General features: G+C 61.2%; 14 protein-coding genes. 5 read left to right on the top strand and 9 right to left on the bottom strand.

From position 1 onward, the window contains the following. The first annotated feature begins 99 nt into the window (after window positions 1–99). Window positions 100–3000, top strand: a complete 2901-nt coding sequence (locus tag P5540_06330; GenBank protein HRT64429.1) for a tetratricopeptide repeat protein — start codon at window positions 100–102, stop codon at window positions 2998–3000. A 9-nt stretch (window positions 3001–3009) separates the two neighbouring features. Here P5540_06330 and P5540_06325 read toward each other — a convergent pair whose 3' ends face one another. The 5 genes from P5540_06325 to P5540_06305 all read right to left on the bottom strand — a co-directional run bounded on the left by P5540_06325 (window position 3010) and on the right by P5540_06305 (window position 7731). Then, entirely contained in the window at window positions 3010–3585 is a 576-nt protein-coding gene (locus P5540_06325; GenBank protein HRT64428.1) for a flavodoxin family protein, read from the bottom strand. A 90-nt stretch (window positions 3586–3675) separates the two neighbouring features. After that, window positions 3676–4854 carry a type II and III secretion system protein gene (locus P5540_06320; GenBank protein HRT64427.1) on the bottom strand — a complete coding sequence of 393 codons (1179 nt, stop codon included), beginning with the start codon at window positions 4852–4854 and terminating at the stop codon, window positions 3676–3678. Then, window positions 4854–6032 (bottom strand): hypothetical protein, encoded by a 1179-nt coding sequence (locus P5540_06315; protein ID HRT64426.1) that lies wholly within the window; start codon window positions 6030–6032, stop codon window positions 4854–4856. Before P5540_06315 ends, P5540_06320 begins: the two co-directional genes overlap by 1 nt. Before the next feature lie 8 nt (window positions 6033–6040). Beyond that, window positions 6041–7012, bottom strand: coding sequence for a tetratricopeptide repeat protein (locus P5540_06310; protein HRT64425.1), 972 nt, complete (start codon window positions 7010–7012; stop codon window positions 6041–6043). Window positions 7013–7245: 233 nt separating this feature from the next. After that, complete coding sequence (locus P5540_06305; protein HRT64424.1) at window positions 7246–7731, bottom strand: hypothetical protein; 486 nt, start codon at window positions 7729–7731, stop codon at window positions 7246–7248. A gap of 498 nt (window positions 7732–8229) precedes the next feature. Between P5540_06305 and P5540_06300 the strand changes: the two genes are divergently transcribed. Beyond that, window positions 8230–8694 carry a helix-turn-helix domain-containing protein gene (locus P5540_06300; protein ID HRT64423.1) on the top strand — a complete coding sequence of 155 codons (465 nt, stop codon included), beginning with the start codon at window positions 8230–8232 and terminating at the stop codon, window positions 8692–8694. 164 nt (window positions 8695–8858) lie between these two features. Here P5540_06300 and P5540_06295 read toward each other — a convergent pair whose 3' ends face one another. Then, window positions 8859–9656 carry an undecaprenyl-diphosphate phosphatase gene (locus P5540_06295; GenBank protein HRT64422.1) on the bottom strand — a complete coding sequence of 266 codons (798 nt, stop codon included), beginning with the start codon at window positions 9654–9656 and terminating at the stop codon, window positions 8859–8861. 112 nt (window positions 9657–9768) lie between these two features. Between P5540_06295 and P5540_06290 the strand changes: the two genes are divergently transcribed. From P5540_06290 to P5540_06280, 3 genes are all read left to right on the top strand, one after another. Further along, a complete protein-coding gene (locus P5540_06290; protein ID HRT64421.1) occupies window positions 9769–10731 on the top strand; it encodes a heparan-alpha-glucosaminide N-acetyltransferase domain-containing protein in 963 nt (320 codons plus the stop codon). Between the two features lie 395 nt (window positions 10732–11126). Further along, entirely contained in the window at window positions 11127–11606 is a 480-nt protein-coding gene (locus P5540_06285) for a hypothetical protein (protein ID HRT64420.1), read from the top strand. A 33-nt stretch (window positions 11607–11639) separates the two neighbouring features. After that, on the top strand, window positions 11640–13106 hold the full coding sequence (locus tag P5540_06280; GenBank protein ID HRT64419.1) for a hypothetical protein: 1467 nt from the start codon (window positions 11640–11642) through the stop codon (window positions 13104–13106). A 120-nt stretch (window positions 13107–13226) separates the two neighbouring features. Here P5540_06280 and P5540_06275 read toward each other — a convergent pair whose 3' ends face one another. From P5540_06275 to P5540_06265, 3 genes are all read right to left on the bottom strand, one after another. After that, complete coding sequence (locus P5540_06275; GenBank protein ID HRT64418.1) at window positions 13227–19205, bottom strand: hypothetical protein; 5979 nt, start codon at window positions 19203–19205, stop codon at window positions 13227–13229. Window positions 19206–19283: 78 nt separating this feature from the next. After that, complete coding sequence (locus P5540_06270) at window positions 19284–19601, bottom strand: hypothetical protein (GenBank protein ID HRT64417.1); 318 nt, start codon at window positions 19599–19601, stop codon at window positions 19284–19286. A 66-nt stretch (window positions 19602–19667) separates the two neighbouring features. After that, window positions 19668–19961 (bottom strand): hypothetical protein, encoded by a 294-nt coding sequence (locus tag P5540_06265; protein HRT64416.1) that lies wholly within the window; start codon window positions 19959–19961, stop codon window positions 19668–19670. Window positions 19962–20413 lie beyond the last annotated feature (452 nt).

Raw genomic sequence — 20413 nt, 5'->3', positions numbered from 1 at the left:
GCCAAGCGCCCCCGCGGGGTGATAGCATGCTGCCGGCATTGGAGCGGTAGGCGTCCCGCATGGGTTTCATGCGGATTCATGGCTTGTTCGGGGATCGGCATGACGGAAAACGAAACAGAGGACTGGGGCCGGCCTTTTCGCAAGGCGATCGGCGTGTTCGTCGTTCTGCTGGTGCTGGCGATGTTTCCCTTCAGCGAAGATCCGACCGGCGACATCAAATATCTGATCGCAAGCTGGGGTTCCGCCCTGCTCTTGGCCGCATGGCTGTTCGGCGTGGCGCGTTACGGGTGGCCCGTGCGGCGGCCCGCGATCTTTTTGGAAGTCCTTTTGCTGTTTCTCGCCTTGCATGCGGCGGCCAGCCTCCTGTCGTCGTTCCCCATGAACAGCTTTGCGGAACTGGGCAAGCTTTGGTATTGGTTTGTCCTGTATCTGGTGGCAAGCCAAGTGTACACCGACGAACGCCAAATCCGGCGGTTGATGCTGGCCGTATGCGGCGCGGTGGCCGTGGCCTCGCTCTATGGCCTTGTTATTCAAAAGTTCGGCTACGACACGTTTCCGTGGAGCGATGTGACCAGCGACGTCTACACCAATTTGCCCGCCACCTTCGGCAACCCGAATTTCGCTGCGCACACCCTCATCCTTGCGGTCATCATGGCCGTGTACCTGGCCTCGGAACGGCGCATGGTTGCGTGCCTGGGATTTGCGGCGCTTTTCCTGGTTCATTTGCGGTTTACGGGCCAGCGGGCGGGCTGGCTCGCGCTTGCGGCGGCAGTCCTGCTTCTGGCCGTCCACATGCTGGTGCGCCGCCGCATTCGGCGGCCGGTCCGGGCAGCCGTGGCCGCGACGCTGATCGCCGGCCTGCTGGGCGTGCTCGGTTTCGCGGCGGCCATGGGCATCAGCCTGGCAAGAACGGGCAGCGCCTATCCGCTCGACTTGTCCCTGCTCATTCGCTACAAGTCCTATACCAGCGCGGCGGCGATGATCCTCCGCCATCCGGTGCTCGGGTGGGGCACGGGCAATTACCGGATTGAGTATCCGCCGTTTTGGACGCCATACGAGCAGCGCTGGTTTGGCGAGGAACTACGGCTCAACGCGCATGTCCACAACGATCTGCTCGAATTCGCCTCTGATGCGGGCTTGCCCGCGGCCGGCCTGTACTTGGCGTTCCTCGTGCTCGGAATCGGTTACGGCCTATATATGGCAGCGACGCTCCGGGAGCCGCTGAAACGGCGGCTGGGCATGGCGTTCGCCGCGATCTTTACGGCTTTTCTGGTGGACGGGCTATTCGGATTCAACGTCCAGGTGCCCGTATCCGCGGCCCTGTTGTTTTTGATGGCCGGCGCGATGGAAGGCTTTTGGAACGCCCAGGCGCCGGCTTCGGCGGCGGCGCCGCTCCGTCTGCCCAAAACGCTCCATGAACGATGGAAACTCGCCGCGCTGGCGGTGTCCATCCTGTACGTCGGCGTGCAAACCGGCGCGTTCACGGCCCAGGTCTTCTACCAGGATGCGCTCGGACTGACCGCGGCGGGCCAGTACGGCCGGGCGGACACGGCGCTCAAATGGGCCGAACGTTTGGCGCCGTGGCAGTCGCGCTACGCGCGGCAACGCGGGATTGTGGCCATGGCCCAACGGGACTGGAATGCGGCGATTGGCCATTTCAACCGCGCATTGCGGCGCAATCCCAATTACATCATGACGCTGGTGGTTTTGTCGCGGGCGCAAATGAGCCTCGCGTTGAGCGAGGCGGCAAGCAAGCCCGCGCCCGACGATGCCTGCCTGGCCGCATTGGACGCCGCGGAGAAAACCGCGCGGCAGGCGCTGAAACTCTGTCCCATGCTGCCGCACACCGAGGAAGTCCTCGGACGAATCGCGTCGAGCCGGGCCATGTTGATGGGCGCCATCCCGGGCGTCGGCGAGGATCGCATCAAAATGGAATGGCAGAACGCCGAGAACCACCTGCTCAGGGCCATTCAATACGGCGCGCGCAACAGCAGCGAAACGTACCGTCAACTCGCCCAGGTGCGCATGGCGCTCAAGGACGATGAAGGCGCAGAGCGGGCCATCGTGCGCGCCACGCAGGCGGACCCCGCCGACGACGCCAACTGGCCTGTCTTTTATGGGTTTGCGTGCAACGCCATGCGGTACGACCGTTTCAGCAAGGCGCTCGACTGGCGCATCGCCCGCCTCGCGGAAAAAGATCCGCCCGACAACGCCAACCTTGCCACCGCCTACCTGTGGAAAGCCAGCATCGCTTACGATGCCCGGAAGGATCCCGACGCCGCCGAACAGGCCTATCGAAATGCCATCACGACATTGCCCGGCCGCGCGGATTCATGGAGCGCGTATGCCCGGTTCGCCGAAACGGCGCAGCGGAGGGACTCTTTCAAACAGTTTCTGCTCGATACGGCGGCAAACATGGCGGCGAACAACGGCAAACCCCTGCCCCATATTGCCGCGCTGGCGAAAGTATGGCGCGAAGGATCCGGCGCGCTCGTGGATGCAAGCGTGATCCTGCTGAACATCGTGCAGGGCAAGATGACCGTGCCGGGATACGACGCCGCCGGCCTCGACATGCGCTGGGCCATTCTGCTGCTTCTCGAAGAGACCCGAACCCATCCGCCCCAATCGAACGAGGATGCCGGCATTGCCCTGCTGCACCTCGGAATGGTCTGCGCCGCCATTCAGGCCCCGGACCTCGCCGACCAGTTTTTCCCCGCCGCGATGCCCTGGCTGCCGGCGGATCTCCAGCCCGTCTGCGCGCAGCACTGGGCCGATGTATTGCTCGTCTTGGGGCGTCCCCTTGAAGCCGTGGCCCTTCTTCAGGACGCAAGCGGACGTTTCCCGCAGGATCAGGACGTCCGGCTGGCGTTTGCCCGCGCGCTCGTGAAGGTAAACCGGATCGAGGAGGCCCGTGTGCAATACGAGGCCATTGTCGGTTCGGATGCCGCCGACGAACGCGTGAGAAAAATCGCCGGCGACGAATTGGACAAGATCCGGTGACCCGCGGGATTATCCGGCGATTTTACCCGCAAGCCAGGCAAGGTTCTCCGCGAAATGGACCACGGTTTCGATCCCTTCCGCATCCTGTTCGACGTCGCCCTTCTTCGTGCCGAAGGCGATGTTCCAATACGTCGAACCGGCCACGATCATGCCGGCAATCGTAAACCAGTACATCAACTGGGCATAGGTGAAATTCTGGCCCGCACGCCGCGCCACCACGATCGGACCGCCCAGTTTGCGGTGGAACAAATTGCCGTTGAACCGGGAAATGTAGCCCGCGCGATCCAGCAAAGACATCAACTGCGGCGTCGCGGAACCAAAGTACACCGGCGAACCCAGCACAATGATGTCCGCTTCGAGCATCTTCCCAAAAACACCGTGAAAATCGTCCGTCTTGATGGCGCACGCCTTGTCCTTGTTGCGCGCGCATGTGCCGCAAGCCGTGCACGGCTGAATCGTTTTGTCCGCCAGGCGCACCAGTTCGCACCCGATGCCCCGCGCCTCGAGCGTCTCCTGGCATTTGCGCAACAGGATTTCCGTGTTGCCGTTCATGCGCGGACTGCCGCAGATCAAAATTGCCTTCATGCCGAATCCCTCCCTTGTGCAACGACAAACAAATCCCCCGGAAGGCCAAGCCTTCCGGAGGAAGAAAGGGTAACGTCCCGTTCGGTAATTTTACAACTCGTCCTGCATGACTTGGATTTCCTTGCTGATGCGCTCGGAATTCTCCCATTTCCGGTCCTGCCAGAAATTGAGGGCGTTGTGCGCATCCTCGGACATGTCGCGCAGGTTGACGATCGTGGGCGATACGAAGATCAGCAAATGGGAATTGCCGGCCTTCGAGGTGCGGCTGCGGAACGGAATGCCGATGATGGGCAACGCCCCGACAATCGGCACGCGCGTTTCCGATCGCGTCACCGTCCGGCTGGAAAGACCGCCGATGACCAGCGTCTGCCCGTCAGGAACGAGCACGACGCCCGTTTGCGAACGCGTCGCAAACACGGGCATGTCCACCCCCCGCACATCCTGGGTTAGAATGCGGTCGCTCACGGCCAGCTGCGTAATCGTCAACTGTATCGTGTTGCCCACGATCAGCGGCTGCAATTTCAGGTTCACCCCCACATCCTGCCAGGTCACGGCCAACTGGCTCGCGCCCAGAACGTTGTAGGCGACATTTTGAAACGGAACCTGCTCGCCGGCATGAATCTCGGCGATGCCGTTGTTGACGACCAGCAGTTCCGGCTTGGAAATGAGATCCCCGTCCGCCTTTTGCTCGATGCCGCGAAACACGCCGTCAATCGTCCCGTAATTGGATTTTACGATGCTGAACACCAGTCCGCCGCCCGCTTGGGTCTGTATATTGTTGGCGGGATTGTTGTCCTGATCGGGACGCAGCATCCGGGGTTTCTGATCCGGAGAAAACCCGGACAGATCCGGCGACGGCAGGGTGACGGTATAGGCCGAGTTGAGCGGGTTTATCGTTTGCGTGCGGATTTGCTGCACGGACCCGCTCTGGGCCTCGCCCTGAATGACACGGGAATATTGGAGATTGCCGCCCAGATCGCGCAAACCGCTTTCGTTCGTTTCGCTGATCCAAACCTGAATTTGCACCTGATCGATCGGCGGCAACGGAGCCGGCGGTGGAGGCTGCCCCTCGACCGGCGGGGGCGGCGCGGGAGGCGGCACGGGCGACGGCGCGGGCGCCGCCGGCAAGGCCGGAGCCGCGGGCGCGGCGGGAGCAGTCGGCGCCGCCGGCGAAGGATACACCGGAGCCGGCACGTAGACCGCCTGGCCCATCGCCAAAACCGGCATGAACATCATGACCAAGAGGACGGCTGGATAAAAGGGTTTCATCACTGGCCTCCTCCCAAGTTGGACTGAACATCCGTCTTTTCCGAACCGTCCCGCTTGCCTTCGATCAAGCCCTTGGGAATGTCGGAAATTTCCTGTATCACGCCGGACAGCGTCCCCTTCTTTTTGGCAGGCTCGTCGCCGCCGGTTCCGACGGGCGTCAACTCCTTGACCACCGTGTAGGCCGGACGCCATAACTCCGCCTTGATAAGAAAGACCAATTCACGGCGGCTGAATTGCGACGTGCTGTTCCCCAGCGTCGAAGAAAGCGGCGTGCCCAAAAACTTTGTCGGAAGGACTTTGTCAACAACGCCCAGCACGGAATTTTCGCCTTGGGTGAGCCATGGCAGCGTGGCCAGATTCTTGTTCTTGGTGTTGCGGTACAGGCCGCCCAGCAGCAGAACCTGACCGTGTCGAACCCATACCGACGTCGCCACGCTGCGCGACACAAATTCCGGCACCTTGATGGCATTCGTGGCCGCGCCGAAAATGCCGCCCGTAGCGACCCGGTCGTCCAGCGCGACCGTAATCTGCTGACCCTGTTCATTGACCGCCGCCGATACCAACAACTGAATATAGGTGTCGTCCGTCGTGGCCGGATTCCCATCATCGTCCTGGATGGCCGGCGCCTGAACCGTCAGCGAAACACCCGTGTCGCGGAACGCCGTCGTCTGGACCGCCGTCGCGCCCACCACGACCGTGTTCTGGTACGGAATCCGGTTTGTGGTTTGAATCGTCGTCGGAATCGGGGATCCCACCGTCACCATCGCCTTGGGCTGCGACAAAATAAAGGCGCGATCCTGATGAACCAGCGCCTGAAGCACCATTTCCATGTCGTCTTCCGGAAGCCGGATCTGATCCAGAAAAACAGTGATGGCGCTGGTTGTGTTCGTCGGAAAGGTCACGTCGGCCGCACGCACATAACCCAGATTGGTCAACACCTGCCCCAGCGCATTCGTCCGCTGCCGTTGCTTGAAATAGGCGCTCAACCCGGTTTCAGAACCTTTCGAGGTCTGAAATTCGACAATCTTGACCGAGACATTGACCTGTTTGACGTCATCCGGATTGGCCGGCGGCGGCGGCGCGGGCAGCGGCGCCGGCGAGGCGGCCGGCGCTTGTGCAAACGCCCACCCTCCTCCAATCAGCAGAAGGAAAATCATGATGGAAATCCGTCGTGCCATAACACTCCTCATCGCTGGAACGTGCCGATACACTCGAAACGGTTCACGTTCTCGATGTTGTCGAAATTGCTGAATTTCACACTAAACGGCCGGCTTTCACCCGGCCGCAACTGCCCGATGTTCACCGTCGTCGTGTCGAGCACCGCCGTGCCGAACGCATAGAGGGTGATAATGACTTGTACCCCATTGAGCGGACGCGCGCTGCGGTTCAAGATTTGACCCGACACCGAGTAAAAACGCTGTTCGCGCGTAAACAAATCGCGTCCGCTTTTAAACCCGCTCGTATTGATCACGACCAGCGGATCCGCCTCCGCTTGACGCCGTTGGATTTCGACGGGCGTCAATACCGTGTATTTGCCATTTGCGTCGAATTCAATGCGTCCCTTGAGGGTTGCGTCGTTTAGACACTCCGGATGCCGGGCCACGAGGTTCGCATAAACGGCCCCCGCTTTCGCATATTCGCCCCGCCGCCACAACAGATCCGCCAAAGCCAGCTGCGCCGGAGGATCGTCCGGCTTGGCGGCCGCCTCTTCGGAAGCCTTTTTGATCTGATTGTCCAACTCCTCCACGGTGGGATATTTCGCATTGGACTCCTCGGTCAGCCGCGCAATCCGTTCTGCGCATTCCGCCGCATAAACTCCTTGGGGACGTTGCCGCAAATAATCATTGAACATGCCGGCGGCATCGCGGTAACTTCCTATTTTGTAATACGCCATGCCAAGCCAATAGCGGGCATCAATCGCGGCATCCGTCCCCGGATGCTTCTGAATGGTATTCAACAATCGGGGAATGGCCGCGGACGGATCCGACGTTTCTATCAAAATTCGCGCTTCTTCTATTTCTTGGCCCGCCGCATGGTTGTTGTACACCCGGTTGGTCTCTTGCGACGGCATCACGGGCGACGGTTTCGTCGCATGAATGGTGGAACATCCCGCCAACGCGGCCAGCACGCAAACGACGGAAAAACAACACCCCCCCACAACCAAAAATCTTTCAATCCCTTTTTTTCTGTAATTCAATCGTACCATTGTCACGGAATCACCCTTGCGCCGATTCATGCCCCTTTGCGGCACAAACCCGCAGTCTTGTGTCCTCGGCATTTACTGTGCCCACGCGCCATGGACTCCTCTGGCGCCAAGATATCATAGACTGCTCTCTGGCGCAACGAGCCTTTTCGGTCCCGGCCCCGCCCTCTTTTCAGGACGCGGAAAAACTACGGCTTTTTTTTCGCGGACCGGGATTCGTCCTTGTCGCCGCTTTTATCCATCAGATCGTGATCTTTGGGGGACTTCGACACGTCTTTGACCCGATCCAAGACCAGCGGGGTGATGTCCTCGGACGGTATGCCGGGTTCGAGGCCGCCCAAATACGCCTGGGAAGCAATGAAATCGTGGCCGGTATTCTGGCCAACCTCCGAAATCGCACGGACCGCCCGGTTACTGGCCTTGCTCAGAAGAATCCAGTACTTGCCCGTACCGGGCTCGATGCGTTTGCGCTTGACTTCCTCGTATTCCGGCGTGGCCTTGATCACCGACTCGTAATCCACCTTCGCGGCCTTTTCAAAGCCCGATGGAGCGCCCACATAGACCTTTTGCACGTCTATTTGCTCCGGGGGAATCGAATACGTCGCCGCCAGACCATTGGAACCGAGGAAAGTCACCGCCAACGCGATAACCACCATCCCTATCGAATGCCGCATGATGTGCAACCTTTCCCTCTCGTCCAATGAGTGCTACCCATCGCCGGATGAAAATCCCACCGGATTTTCAAAGGCCACAATGGGTAGGACCTTGGATCGGTTGGTCCACTATCACTTGGATCCAAACTTCATTCTACGAAATCCGCAGCCATTTGTCAAGAATTTATTATTCCCCGGCTGCGATTCCAAGCCATAGTGGGGTTGAACTGCATTTTCATTACCGTCGTGTTCGGCTACACGACGGATGCCTGTCAATCATTCGATTCAACTTTATCAACATAACCTATTGACCAGCAATAAGTTAAATGCACTCAAACGCCTTGTTAGGCCCAGTTCCCTTGCTTTTTACAATACACCCTGTTTCCAAAAAGTTTCATTTGGATAGATTAAGTTTTCCGGAAAAAGGTTTGGGGATGAAGCCGAATCCGGCCCATCTTTCCCTTTTCGCGGATGGGAAGGGCGCTGTTTTTTGATTTTCAAGCGTGATAAGATAGATCCATGGCGCGTGTGCGACTGGATATTCATGATTTGCCGGATCGGGCAACACTCAAAGCGATGCTTGAAACGGCGGGCCATCTCGTGGTTGCGGACGGAGAGGACATCCTGATAACGGACGATTGTTCACAGGCTTCCGCATCCGGCTCCAAACCCGTGCTGGTCGCCGTCCGTCCGGGAGACATTCCGTTGGCCGTCGCGGCCATGCGAAGCGGCGCCTACGGCTATATCGCGCTCCCGCCGCAACCCGGCGAAGCGGACATCGTCATACGGCATGCGCTGCAACCGCCCCGTTCCACATGTTCGGACGATATCCCTGTCGTAACGCTCGAAAAAGTCGAATCGGATTACATCCGGTCCGTGCTGCGCCGCTGCAAAGGCAACCAGGCCAAGGCGGCCCGCCTGCTCGGCATTGGCCGCAACACGCTTTGGCGCAAACTGCGGCGAACGGAACGAGACCGGTCCTAATCATTCCGGAGGCGATTCCGGCAAATGGCTGCCATCCCCATCCACAGCCCAAGTGGGACAGGCTGTCCAGCCTGTCCGAAAGTTCAATGAAAGGCTGTCCAGCCTGTCCGAAAGTTCAATGAAAGGCTGTCCAGCCTGTCCCGCGGCTTTTCCATGGGATCCGATCAGCGGAGGAAATACGCCAGCACGAGGACGGCCAGCGCGATGCGGTAAATGCCGAAGGGGATGAAACTGCGTTCGCGGATGTAGCGCATGAACGCGGCGATCACGGCATACGCCACCAGAAACGAAACCAGCGAACCGGCGGCGATGAGCGTCCATTGTTCGCCGGTGAAGCCGATGCCGTGCTTGAGCAGTTTGTAGGCCGTCGCGCCGAACATCGTCGGTATGGCGAGAAAAAAGGAGAACTCCGCCGCGGCCACCCGGGAGGCGCCGAGCAGCATCGCGCCGATAATGGTCGCGGCGGAACGCGACGTGCCCGGAATCATCGCGATGCACTGGATGCAGCCGATGCCGACGGCAACGGCCAGGGGAATGTCGCGCGCCGTGGGTATCGCGCCCGCGCGCGGCCGCCATTCAAGCGCAATCAGCACAACGCCCCCGATTAAAAGCGCCATGGCCACCGTTACGGGATTGAACAATTTTTCCTCGATGGCCGAGTCGAACAGCGCGCCGATGACGGCGGCCGGCAAAAAAGCGATCAGGATGCGCGCCCAGAATTTCATCCGCGACACGGTCTCCCCGCGATCGCCGGCAAACGGCCACAGGTCCCTGAAAAAGTACACGACCACGGCCATGATCGCCGGCAGTTGAATCACGACCATGAACGCATCGGCGAAGGCCTTGTCCGAGCTTAACCGTATCCATTCATCCACGAGGATCATGTGTCCCGTGCTGCTGATGGGCAGAAACTCCGTGACGCCCTCGACCACGCCCAGCCCTGCGGCTTTCAACACGTCCATTTTCCGAACTCCGGTTGAAACGGGGCGTAGTGTTTCATATTTCCGACCAGAGCCGCAAACCGGACGCGGACGATTTGCACGGCGCGGGGCGCTTGCCGTACAGTACGCCGTCATGTCCGGACATGAATCCCATAGCCGCATTCCCTCGATGGACCAGTTTCGGGGCTACGCGATCCTGACGATGATCTTCGTCAATTTCGTCGGACGCTTCGACGCGACGCCGTGGATGCTCCAGCATCACCGGACAGGCATGTCGTTCAACGACACCATCGCGCCCATATTCATTTTCGTCGTGGGCATGGGTTTTCGCCTCTCCCTGCTGCGCCGGGCCGAAAAGATCGGCATCGCCGCCGCGCGCAAGGCCGCCGCGTGGCGGTACGCCAAACTCACGATACTGGGATTCATCGTCTATTTCGGCTATTTCTGGGACGCGCTTTCGGACATCGGCGTGGCGGGGCTGCTGACGCTTTTCCTGATTGACAAATCCCCCGCCGTCCGGATTGCGGCCGCGTTTGGTTTGCTTGGCGCTTACCAGGCGCTGTTCTCGCTGGCCGGTTACGGCGAATGGGTCATGCGCGAATCGGTCAACGGCGGCCCGCTCGGCCCCCTGAGTTGGGCGTTCATCCTCCTGATGGGCACGGTGGCCTACGACGCGCTGAACGAGGGCGGCACGGGCGCGATCCTGCGCCGCTGCATGGCATGGGGACTGGCGCTGTCGGCGGCCGGTTGGCTTTTGAAAATGCCGTGGCCCGGCGTCAAGCCGGAATGGCCCTTCACGCAATACGGCATGTCCGCACCCTATCCGCTGTATGCCACGGGACTCTGCTTCCTGACCCTGCTGGCGTTTCATCTCCTGTGCGATGTGGGCCGCGTGCGCCTGCCGCATCTCACCATCCTGGGCGAAAATCCCCTGGCCCTCTATTTGCTCCACGGCGTCCTGATCCTGATTGGCCACTTGATCCTGAACGCCGATGCGTCGCCCCGAGCCATCGTGACGGGTTTCATCGTGATTTACGCGATTTGTTATGCCTTCGCGGTCGTTCTGCGCCGCAAGAAAATCATCTTCAAGATTTGAGCCTTCCCCCTTCCCGACCTTCTTCACTTGAGAGTACCGAATTCTCGAGACGTGTTTTAGTCTGAAATCCTCCAGAAAGGGCGTTTTTCCGATTGAACGGGTTATGGAATTGTATTGAAACGTCAATCATGGAATGCCCACATGGCAGAAAAAAGGGCGAATGTGTGGGACAGGCTGTCCAGCCTGTCCGTCCACAGACAGGGCATGGCTTCGCAGAACAGACTGGACAGTCTGTCCTGCGTTCCGCGCCCAAAGGACTCCCCCGTGCATGTTCGGAACAGGAGAAACCATGCAAGAACTCGGTACTCCCAAGTTCTTCCGTAGTCAGCCGTTTTCCGGCAATCCAGCCCGTTTGGACTGCAATGCGCGCCCTTATTCAGATAGAGGGACGAATAATGGAAAACGACTTCAAGCGGCTGCTCCTCGATCGCATGCGGCGGCATGGAAACGACCCGGACCTCGCGCGGGCGTTCATCGAAGGCATGCAGGCGCTGTTCGGCCGGCAGGGGGTCGTCGAGACGCCGTTGCTCCTCCTGCGCGTCGAGGACATTTTCGTGAACTACGCGCTGGCGATCCGCGCGGAGCAAGCGCTGGACGACGCGCTGGCGGCCCAGGCGGCGGCCGGCGCCGGGGAGCCTTCCAAACCCATCGCGCCGGGTTTCGAGGAATCTATCGGAAAGGCGCGGGAAAGGCTACGGAAATCCATGAAGGAACTCGAGGAATCGTGCGCCAAGGCGGGCACGCCGATAGACATCGGGCTGGCGGACGTGATGAAACCGATTCTCAGGAAGGCGGAAGGGGTTCTCGACAGCGCCCTGCGCGCCAAACCGCGCAAGCGGCGCGAAATTCCCGCCAAGACACCGGCGACAAAATAAGATCGGCGGCGACGCCACGGAGGATTGCGTGTCGTGAAACGATGGGATGCGCGAGCGGCGCGCGCGGGACTTCGTGCGCGCGGACTGGCCGGCGATGAAATCGAGGCATGGCTGAACCTGCACAAGCGCGGGCGCTTCGCCGCGCAATACATGCGCGACCGCGACGGGCGGCCCTGGCGGCCCCGCCCCTACCAGGCGGATTCGCTGGAATCGTATGCCCTGCGCAAGGTCCACTGCGATGGCCGCGACGTCGGCAAGACCGCCGAAATCGAAATCGTCGCGCTATGGGCGATGGTCGCCTGCCCGGACACGGAAATGCTCATCGCGACCCAATGCGAGAACCACCTGTTCCCGCTCATGAGCCGTCTCGCGCGGCGGTTCCAGACAACGCCGGACTTCGCGCCGTCCCTGGTCGAATTCAGGCGGACGCCGTCGTGGTTCCTGCGATTCTCGAACGGATTCATGCTGTGGGGACGCATCGCGGGACCGCGCGGCGTCAATTTTCAGGGGATGCACGTCGCGTGGCAAATCGTGGACGAGGCGCAGGAAATGACCGAGACGGCGTGGGGCGAATTGTACCAGGCGCTCAACGGCGGCGGACGCCGCTGGGTCTACGGCGTGCCGAACGGCCTGCGAAACGCTTTCCACCGGATGACGCGGATGCAGGACGCCGAGCAGTACAACTGGCCGTCGTCGCTCAATCCCGAATTCACCCCGGAAAAGGATGCGGAACTCGCCCTGCTGTACGGCGGCCGCGATTCGCCCGGTTACATTCATCGCGTGCTCGGCCGGCACGGCGAGCCCGCCCACGCCGCGTTCAATCTCGACGACTATCTGGCGTGCGTGCGGGACGGCGTTGATTTTCACGACGTCGCGCTGGGCGAGGGCGATGCCTTTTCCGCGCCGGAACGCGTTCCCCGCGGCGCGTATTACCTCGGCTGCGACCTGGGATACGCGCGCGATCCCTCCGAGTTCGTCGTGTACCGCGCCGAGGGGCCCGATCTGATCAACGTCCTGCGCGTTCATTTGCACGGCGTCAACTATGCGCGGCAGCAGGCGATCATCGGACAACTCGACGCGGCCTATACGTTTCGCGGCATCGGCATAGACTGCGGAAACAGCGGCCGGGCAGTTGCGCACGCGCTGATGGCGCAGGGCGATCGCTGGTGCGCCATCGTGCGCGCCTATGAATTCGGCGGGACGATCGATCTCGAACCGCTGCCCGACGGCGCTCCCGCCCGGCGGCGCATCAAGCCCCTCATGACGGAACTAATTCAGCGACGCATGGCGGATCGAACCATCGTGTTTCCGCCGCTGGCTGACCGCGAATCGCAGTACGCTTCGCATACCTACCGCGTGACCGCCAACGGCGAAATCGTCTATGAAAAGGGCAACGATCACCTCATTGACGCTGACCGCTGCGCCGTCCTTCGGCATTACGAGGACACCCGCGACCCGCTTCAATCCATGGCGATTCCCCCGCGAATCGAAGGTTTTTGAGCCTGTTTTCGTTTCTTTGTTCGCAACTTCCACGCGATATGCCTGCTCCGATTTCAACCCGAAAGAGGAGCGGCAAATCCAGCCGCCTGGATTTGCCGCTCCCTGGTTTGGACGTGGATCTTACTTCTTTCTGCGGATAACGCGCAGGGCCGCCGCCGCGAAAGCGCCGGCCAGCACGCCGAGTCCGGCCCAGCCCCCCACGGGCACCCCGCCCGCAACCAGCAGCTGGGCGTGCGAGGATTCCACGACATCGGACAGGTCGTCGGATACCGTCACATAGTAACTGCCCGAATCGGCGGGCGTGAGGTCGTTCAGGACCAAGGTCGCGCCGGTTCCGAGAATCTCCGGCGAGCCTTCCTTCTGCCACTTGTACGCCAGGGGCGCGAAGCCGCCGTTGGTCGTCACGGTAAACGTGAACGAACCGCCGTTCGCGGCGTTCCCGCCGACAGGCTGGCCCGTGATAAGCAGGTGGTCCCGGACATCCAGCGTGGCCGTATCCGACGTGGCGGTCTTGTCGTCTTCGGGATCCTCGGGCGTGCCCATGTCGTCCACCACGACCACGTAATAGTCGCCGCTGCTGAACGGCTGAATGCTCAGCCATGTGCGGGAGGTCGGCGTGTCGTAGATGCCCGGCTCGAAGATTTCGCCGCCCGGACGATACCACGTGAAGGTGAGATCGCCGGTTTCGAACATCACGCTGACAGTCAACGTGTAGGGCGTGCCGGTATACAGCCGCGCGGACTGGGGCTGATCCTGGAAGCCGAACACTGCGTTGATGGTCAGCACGGCCACATCCGACGTGGCGGTGTCCGGCGGCGTCGCGCTGTCGGATACCACGCACCAGTAGTTGCCGATGTTGGCGAACGACGGCACGCTGATCTCGTAGGTCGGGCTGCCCGAACTGATCTGGTTGCCGTTCCGGAACCAGGTGTACTGCAAGGCGCCCTTGCCGCCGGTGGCGGCGACGCTCAAGGTATAGGGAACGCCCGGTTCCATTTGGCCGCCGACCGGATGCGTCGTAATCGAGACCCGCGGCACGACGGTCAGCACCGCGCCGGCCGAGGTGGCCGACGATCCTTCCGCGTCCGTGACCGTCGCCGAGTACGTCGCCGCGTCGCCCGCGGTCACGCCCGAAAGGACCAGCGTGGCGGTGGTCTTGTTGGACATCGGTGCGTCGTTCTTGCGCCACTGGTACGCATACGGACTGTACCCGCCCGTGGCGGCCACCGTCGCCGTGAATGTGTCGCCGACGTAGAGATCAGCGTCTTCGGGATCGGACGTGATGGAGACCGGATCGGCCACTTCAAGCGTCGCGCTTACCGACGGAACCAGCGGCAGCGGCGGCCGCACGCCCTGTTCGCCGACAAGGCAGGTGTAACTACCGACGCTGCCGGCCTCCACCGGGCTGATGGTCAGCGAGGCCGCGGTCTGATCCGCCAGATCCAACCCGTCTTTTTGCCATTGATAGGTGTAATCCGGGCCGTAACCACCGGAAACCGACACGGTGAAGGTGGCCGATCCGCCCAAGTGCGCCCGCTTGTTTTCCGGGCCAATAATGTCCAGGGCGCTCGAATTGACCGTCAACGGCACGGCGCTGGATTCCAGCGCGACGCTTGCGGAATCGGTAATCACGCACGAGTAGTTGCCTTCATTGCCGTTCGGATTGACCGGGGCGGGGTTGCCGTCCGGGGCGCCGCCCTGGCAATTCAGGATCGTCAGCGTGGCATCCGTCGCGTCCGGAATGTCCGCGCCCTTGTATTTCCACTGATACGTGTAATCAGGCACACCGCTGCCCGCCAGCACGCCGACCGAGAACGTGGCCGAACCGCGCGCGGGGGTGTTTTGCGCGGTCGGTTGCGTTTCGATGGCCAAAACGGTCAGGACCGCCGCCTCGCTCGTTGTGGCAGATCCCAGGGCGCCGGTCACTTGGCAGGTATAACTGCCCTGATCGCCCGCCGCGAGATTGGCCAGCACAAGAGTGCTCTCGTTGCCGCCGACCGGCGTCGTGCCGCGATACCACTGATAGGTATACGGCTGGTAGCCGTCGATCGCCGTCACCGAGAACGTGTGGTTGTCGGCCACTTTCTTGTTTGCTCCGGCCGGCTGGACGGAGAAACTCACCGGCAGGCGAACTTCCAGCAACGCGCCCGAAGAGGGCACGAGCGGTTCGATGGACGGATGCGCATCGTCGCCCACGAGGCAAACGTATGTGCCCTCGTCGCCCGTCACGAGATTCGTGAGAATCAGCGTGTTGGTGTCAACGCCTTCGATATGGCCGGCTTCATTGCCGAGGTTCACGCCGTCCTTCTGCCACTGGTAGGTCAGCGTACCCACGCCGCCCGAGGCCGTGACGGAGAAGGTATGCGCCTGACCCGTCAGTTTCTGCGCGCCGGCCGGCGCCGAGATATTGATGGCCGCGACCGTCACGGACAAGACAACCTCGTCCGAGGTGGCCGTCTGCAGGAACGCGTCCGTCACCAGACACCGGTATGTGCCCGAATCCGCGACCACCAGCGAGTTGATGGTGTAGACGGTGCCCGTGGCGACGTTGTTCCAGTTTTCGCCGTCCTTTTTCTGCCACTGGTACGACAGCGTGCCGTCGCCGCCGTGCGCCGCAATCGTGAAGGTCTTGGATTCGGTGGCGTACATCGAGCCGCCCACGGGCTGGGTGTCAATGACGATCGGATTGGTGGTGACCACCAGCACCGCTTCGGAGGAATTCAATGTGACCGCCGCGGAATCCGTCACTTGGCAACGATACCGGCCGGCGTCCGAGGGCGCCACGGGATCGATGGTGTGGCTTGTCGAATTGGCGCCGACATTGTCCCACGTTGATCCTGACTCGTTCCATTTCTGCCACTGGTAGGCGTAGCCGGGAACGCCGCTGCCCGGCGTCACGACGATGCTGAAGGTGTGACTGGAACCGGGCGTCACGTTGGCGCCGGAGGGCTGGGTCTGGATCTCGAGCACTGTCAGGGCGGCTGCGTTGGTCGTCTTCGTATCCGTGTGCGTGTCGGTCACGGTGCAGGTATAGGAACCCTGTTTCGCGAACGACAAGGGGCTGAGATCCAGCGTGGACGCGTTGGCTCCGACATTGGATTCGTTCTGCTTCCACTGATAGGAGAGCGGGCCAAATCCGCCGGAGGCGGTCACGCTGAACGTGTAGGAATCGCCCGTCTTGCGGTTGACCGGCGTCGGCAGGCTGGACACGCTGATACGGTCCGCCACTTGGAGCGACAGGACGTTCGACGCCTGCAGCGGGGCCGGAGGCCGCGCATTATCGCCCACAAGGCACCGGTAGTCGGTGGCGTCAGAGAGGGCCAGCGGATCGATCGTGTAGATCGTCCCGCCCGTACCCACATCGTTCCATCCGGAACCGGACCACCGCTGCCACTGGTACGTGAGCGTGCCCACGCCGCCCGAAGCCGACACCGTGAAGGTCTGGCTGTCGCCCACGTACATCCGGGTATTTCCGGATATCGCCGCCGTAATCGGGGCGAGCGACGAGGTAAGCGTCGCGTTGCCCGACGAGACCAGGTTGGCGGGCGGCCGGACGCCCGGCGTCTCGCCGACGTTGCAATAATAGACCGTTCCGTTGTCGGAACCGTCCACGTTCAACACGCGCAGCGTGCCCGGCGTGGTCAGGTCGTATTTGGCCCCATTCACCAAAGGCGTGGGATTGCCCTGCAGGTACCACGTGTACGTGTACGCGAAGCCGGCGCCCGATCCGCCGCTGGGCGTCACGGTGAACACGGCCGTTTGGGTGTAGTACACGGACTGGTTGCTGGGCCCGGACAAATTGATCGCGGCGGCATTTACGGTGAGCGCGGCGCCGCCGGAGGTCACTTGGGCGTTCGCGGAATCGCGCACGACGCAGGTATAGACGCCGGGATGGCCGGTATACGTTCCGTCGAGCACCTGCACGTTGTCCAGGCGCAGAGTGGAAGTGGTGGCGCCGGAAATATGGCCGGCGTCGTTGTTGACGATTACGCCATCCAGATACCACTGGTAGGTATAGCCGCCGGCGCCCTGCGAGGCGGTCACGCTGAAGGTGACGTTGTCGTCGCCGGAGGTCGCCGTGCGCGGGGCCGGATTCGTCGTCGCCAATACCGTCAGCAGGACGGTGTTGCTGGTCGCCGTGCTGCTGCCCGCGGGCGCATCCGTCGCGGTGATATAGTAACTGCCTTCATCGCCCGCGACCAGGGGATCCAACGTGAACGTGCCCGTGCCGTTGGTTTGGAGGGGCGTGCCGTTCCCCACCATGTACAAGGCATAGGTCAGCGATCCCGCGCCGCCGGTGGCGGTCGCGCTGAAGGTATGCGAACCGCCCACCGCCTTGTTGCCGCCCGAGGGATGGCTGGTGATGCTGACGGGATCGACTACCGTTACCACGACGGCGTTCGAATCTAGGCTTCCCGCGAGGTTCGTGGCGCGCATATAATACGTGCCGTTGTCGGACGGCGCGGCGCTCGGCCTGCTGTACGTCTTGCTGTAGGGGACGCCGACGGGATTGCTCGTGTCGCCCGGATTGCCCTTGTACCACTGGTAAATGGGCACGCTGTCGCCGCCGCGCGCGCCCGATGTCAACGTAAACGGCTGGCCCGTGTAGGCAAAGAATGTCCCGGGCGGCTGCGGGTAGATCTCGAAGGGACGGGAGCCTACCTCGATTTTCGCCATCGGTGTCGTGCGGCCGCCCAGCGCTTCCTCGCCGATCGAACCGGGGGGCACCATGCCGGGCCGATCCGGGGGATTGTAGATGGTGGCCGAGGTGTAGGCGGGGTCATTCTGGGTGTCCGAAATGCGCAGCCACGGCGCCATGCCATCATGATTCGGAATCAGGTAATTGAACACCAAATTGTAGGTGCCGAGACCACGGTAGCCGTTGTCGTTCGGGTCGCCGGTCACGCCGTCGGCCACCATGTCGGGCGTCCGGCTGCCGGGCGGATCGCCGAGCCAGTACGGATCAAGCGTGTAACTGTTGTACAGACACACATAGGCCCAGTAAATGCGGCCCCGGAAGGTCGAAGTCGGCACGAATTGGAGCTGCTGCGTGCCCGTGCCGTTCTGGACCAACTGCGTGCAAACTTGGCCCTGATCCCCGCTGTTCACGAAGGATCGCGCCGTCAGATTGGTTCCGGACAGGTTGGGTGTGAGCGTGCCGGCCGTCTGGTAGAGGAAATACGACACGACGTACCATTCGCCCGGAATAAGCGGGCGTTTCATGTTGGCCGAAGGTTGTTCGAGCGTGGTCGTGTCGGACGTCGTCTTTTCCATGCGCTCGAAGGGAATCAGGTTGAGATAACTGCCCTTGTCCACATAGGTCCATGTACCGGTGTTCCAGTTGTTGGCGTTGCCCTTGAAGGATTCGTTGTTGAGCTGGTTGACCGAGTTCGAACTCGGGTAATCCTCCGCGTCTTCCCACATCTTGGTATACGGACCGACCCCGCCCGTGAAACCGACCGTTCCCGTGTCGAGCGGGTCGCCGGCCATCGCCGCCACCTTGACCCATACGTCGTCCACGTATCCGAAGAAATTGGCCGTCGGGATGATCCGGAACGAGGGATTCGCCCCCGCCGCGGTCAGATAAACCGTCACATTCTTCCACGACTTGTTGTCCGTGGTGGTGTACATGTCCGAGACAGTCGTGCCCAAACCGATGGAAATGCCGTTGGTGGACTGTACGGCGTCATCGTCGTTGAGCCATTTGTACCGGAATTCCACGCGATAGGTCACACCGGGTGTAATCTTGGCGGCGGCGGGCTGTTGGGCCTGGGTCTGCACCAGTTCCGCCGTGTTCCCCGCCGTGTGCTTGGCCACGTAGAAAAGCGTCTGCGGGGCTCCAACAGACGCCACATCGTCCTGCGGGTTCTGGGTCCAATTGGCCCCGGCCGTCCAATTCGACCATACCGTCATGTCGCCCGTAAGGACATGGTTGACGCTGGGCGTGCCGACTGGCGGCGTGGTGATGCGGATGGGGGGATCCTGCATCCCGTTGCCCGTCAGGAAATTTTCCCGCCACGTATTGACCGTGGCGCCCGGCGTGTAGCCGGCTGCCGTGTATTCGGTGATGTTGTTGATGCCGTCCGTAATCGTGCCCATGCTGTCGAAATTGCCCTGCGCGCCGAACAGGTTGGGACGGCTTCCGCCCGAACCCCACCGCGTAGCATTGTAATTGGCCTAGGTCAGATACAACGCCCGCGCCGTCTTCTCCGCGCGCAAGAGCGCCCACATGTTGCTGATGCCGCCAAGGTCCGAGTTGCCCATGGCATTGCACAATCCGTCCACGATTTGGCCGATATAGTTATTGATGAAGGTGAAGGTGTTGCCGTTGACGGTTTCGCCGATGGTCACCAGGCCGGCGAAATAGTCAATCATTAGGTTGGCCACCATGTCGCCGCCGACCGGACCCAATTCCGCCCTGAGCATGTCCGCCAGTTTGTCCGAACCATAAGCGCCCAAGACGTACTGTCTCGCCACACGCGTGAATATGAGCACCAGATTTACTTCGCCGTACACCATCATGTCGTTGTAGACAAGGTTTCGGTTGGTCGCGAAGTCGGCCTAAATTTGCGCCACGTTCGCCGGGCTGATGCAGGTGGCGCCGACGCGCGTGCCGCCGCGCAACACCGCGGACAGCATCGCGAGGCTGTCCTCCTCCCACATGCCGTTGCCGTCGTTGTCCGCGCCGGCCAGTTGGATCGTAATGCCCGGCGCATACGCGGCCAGCAGTTTGTCGATCGTCTTCCCGATCCAGTCGAAGTCTATGTCGCGCGCCTGCGCGTGCGCCGCGGAAGGCGCAAGCAGCAATACGCCCAACGTCAGAATGAGTCCCGCCCAGCCGATTCGCTTAAACATGTTTCCCTCTCCCTTCATCCTCAATAAACCAATCCATTATGAACATCGCCGCCATCACGCACGTTGTTTCCAATCTCGACTATCACGCAATCCGGGAATAACGCGAGCCTGAAACCATTCCCTTATTCCTGCGCCTGCACACTAATTATACTACCAATTCGCCCTATATGGTCATATTATTTGCAAGAAAACCCAAAAGTCAATAAAAATCCTTATTCATATCGTTATTGGTATGACTATAAAACACGGGTATCCGTTTCAATTTCAGCATAGGATTCCGTCCAAGACGTCCAAGACGCCCAAGACACCCAAGGACGAAAAAGATAAAAAATACGAAAATAGACGCAACCGCCCAGTGGAGTTGTTGTGTCGCTTGCGTCCTGCAAGAGCATGCACGGAAAGTACGTAGAACAGCCTGTCCAGTCTGTCGGATCTTGTAAGTTTTCCGATTC

It is taken from the genome of Candidatus Hydrogenedentota bacterium, from assembly GCA_035450225.1.
Classification (GTDB): domain Bacteria; phylum Hydrogenedentota; class Hydrogenedentia; order Hydrogenedentales; family SLHB01; genus DSVR01.
Note: the sequence above shows the minus strand (reverse complement) of the source record. Positions and strands in the feature narration are given on the sequence as shown.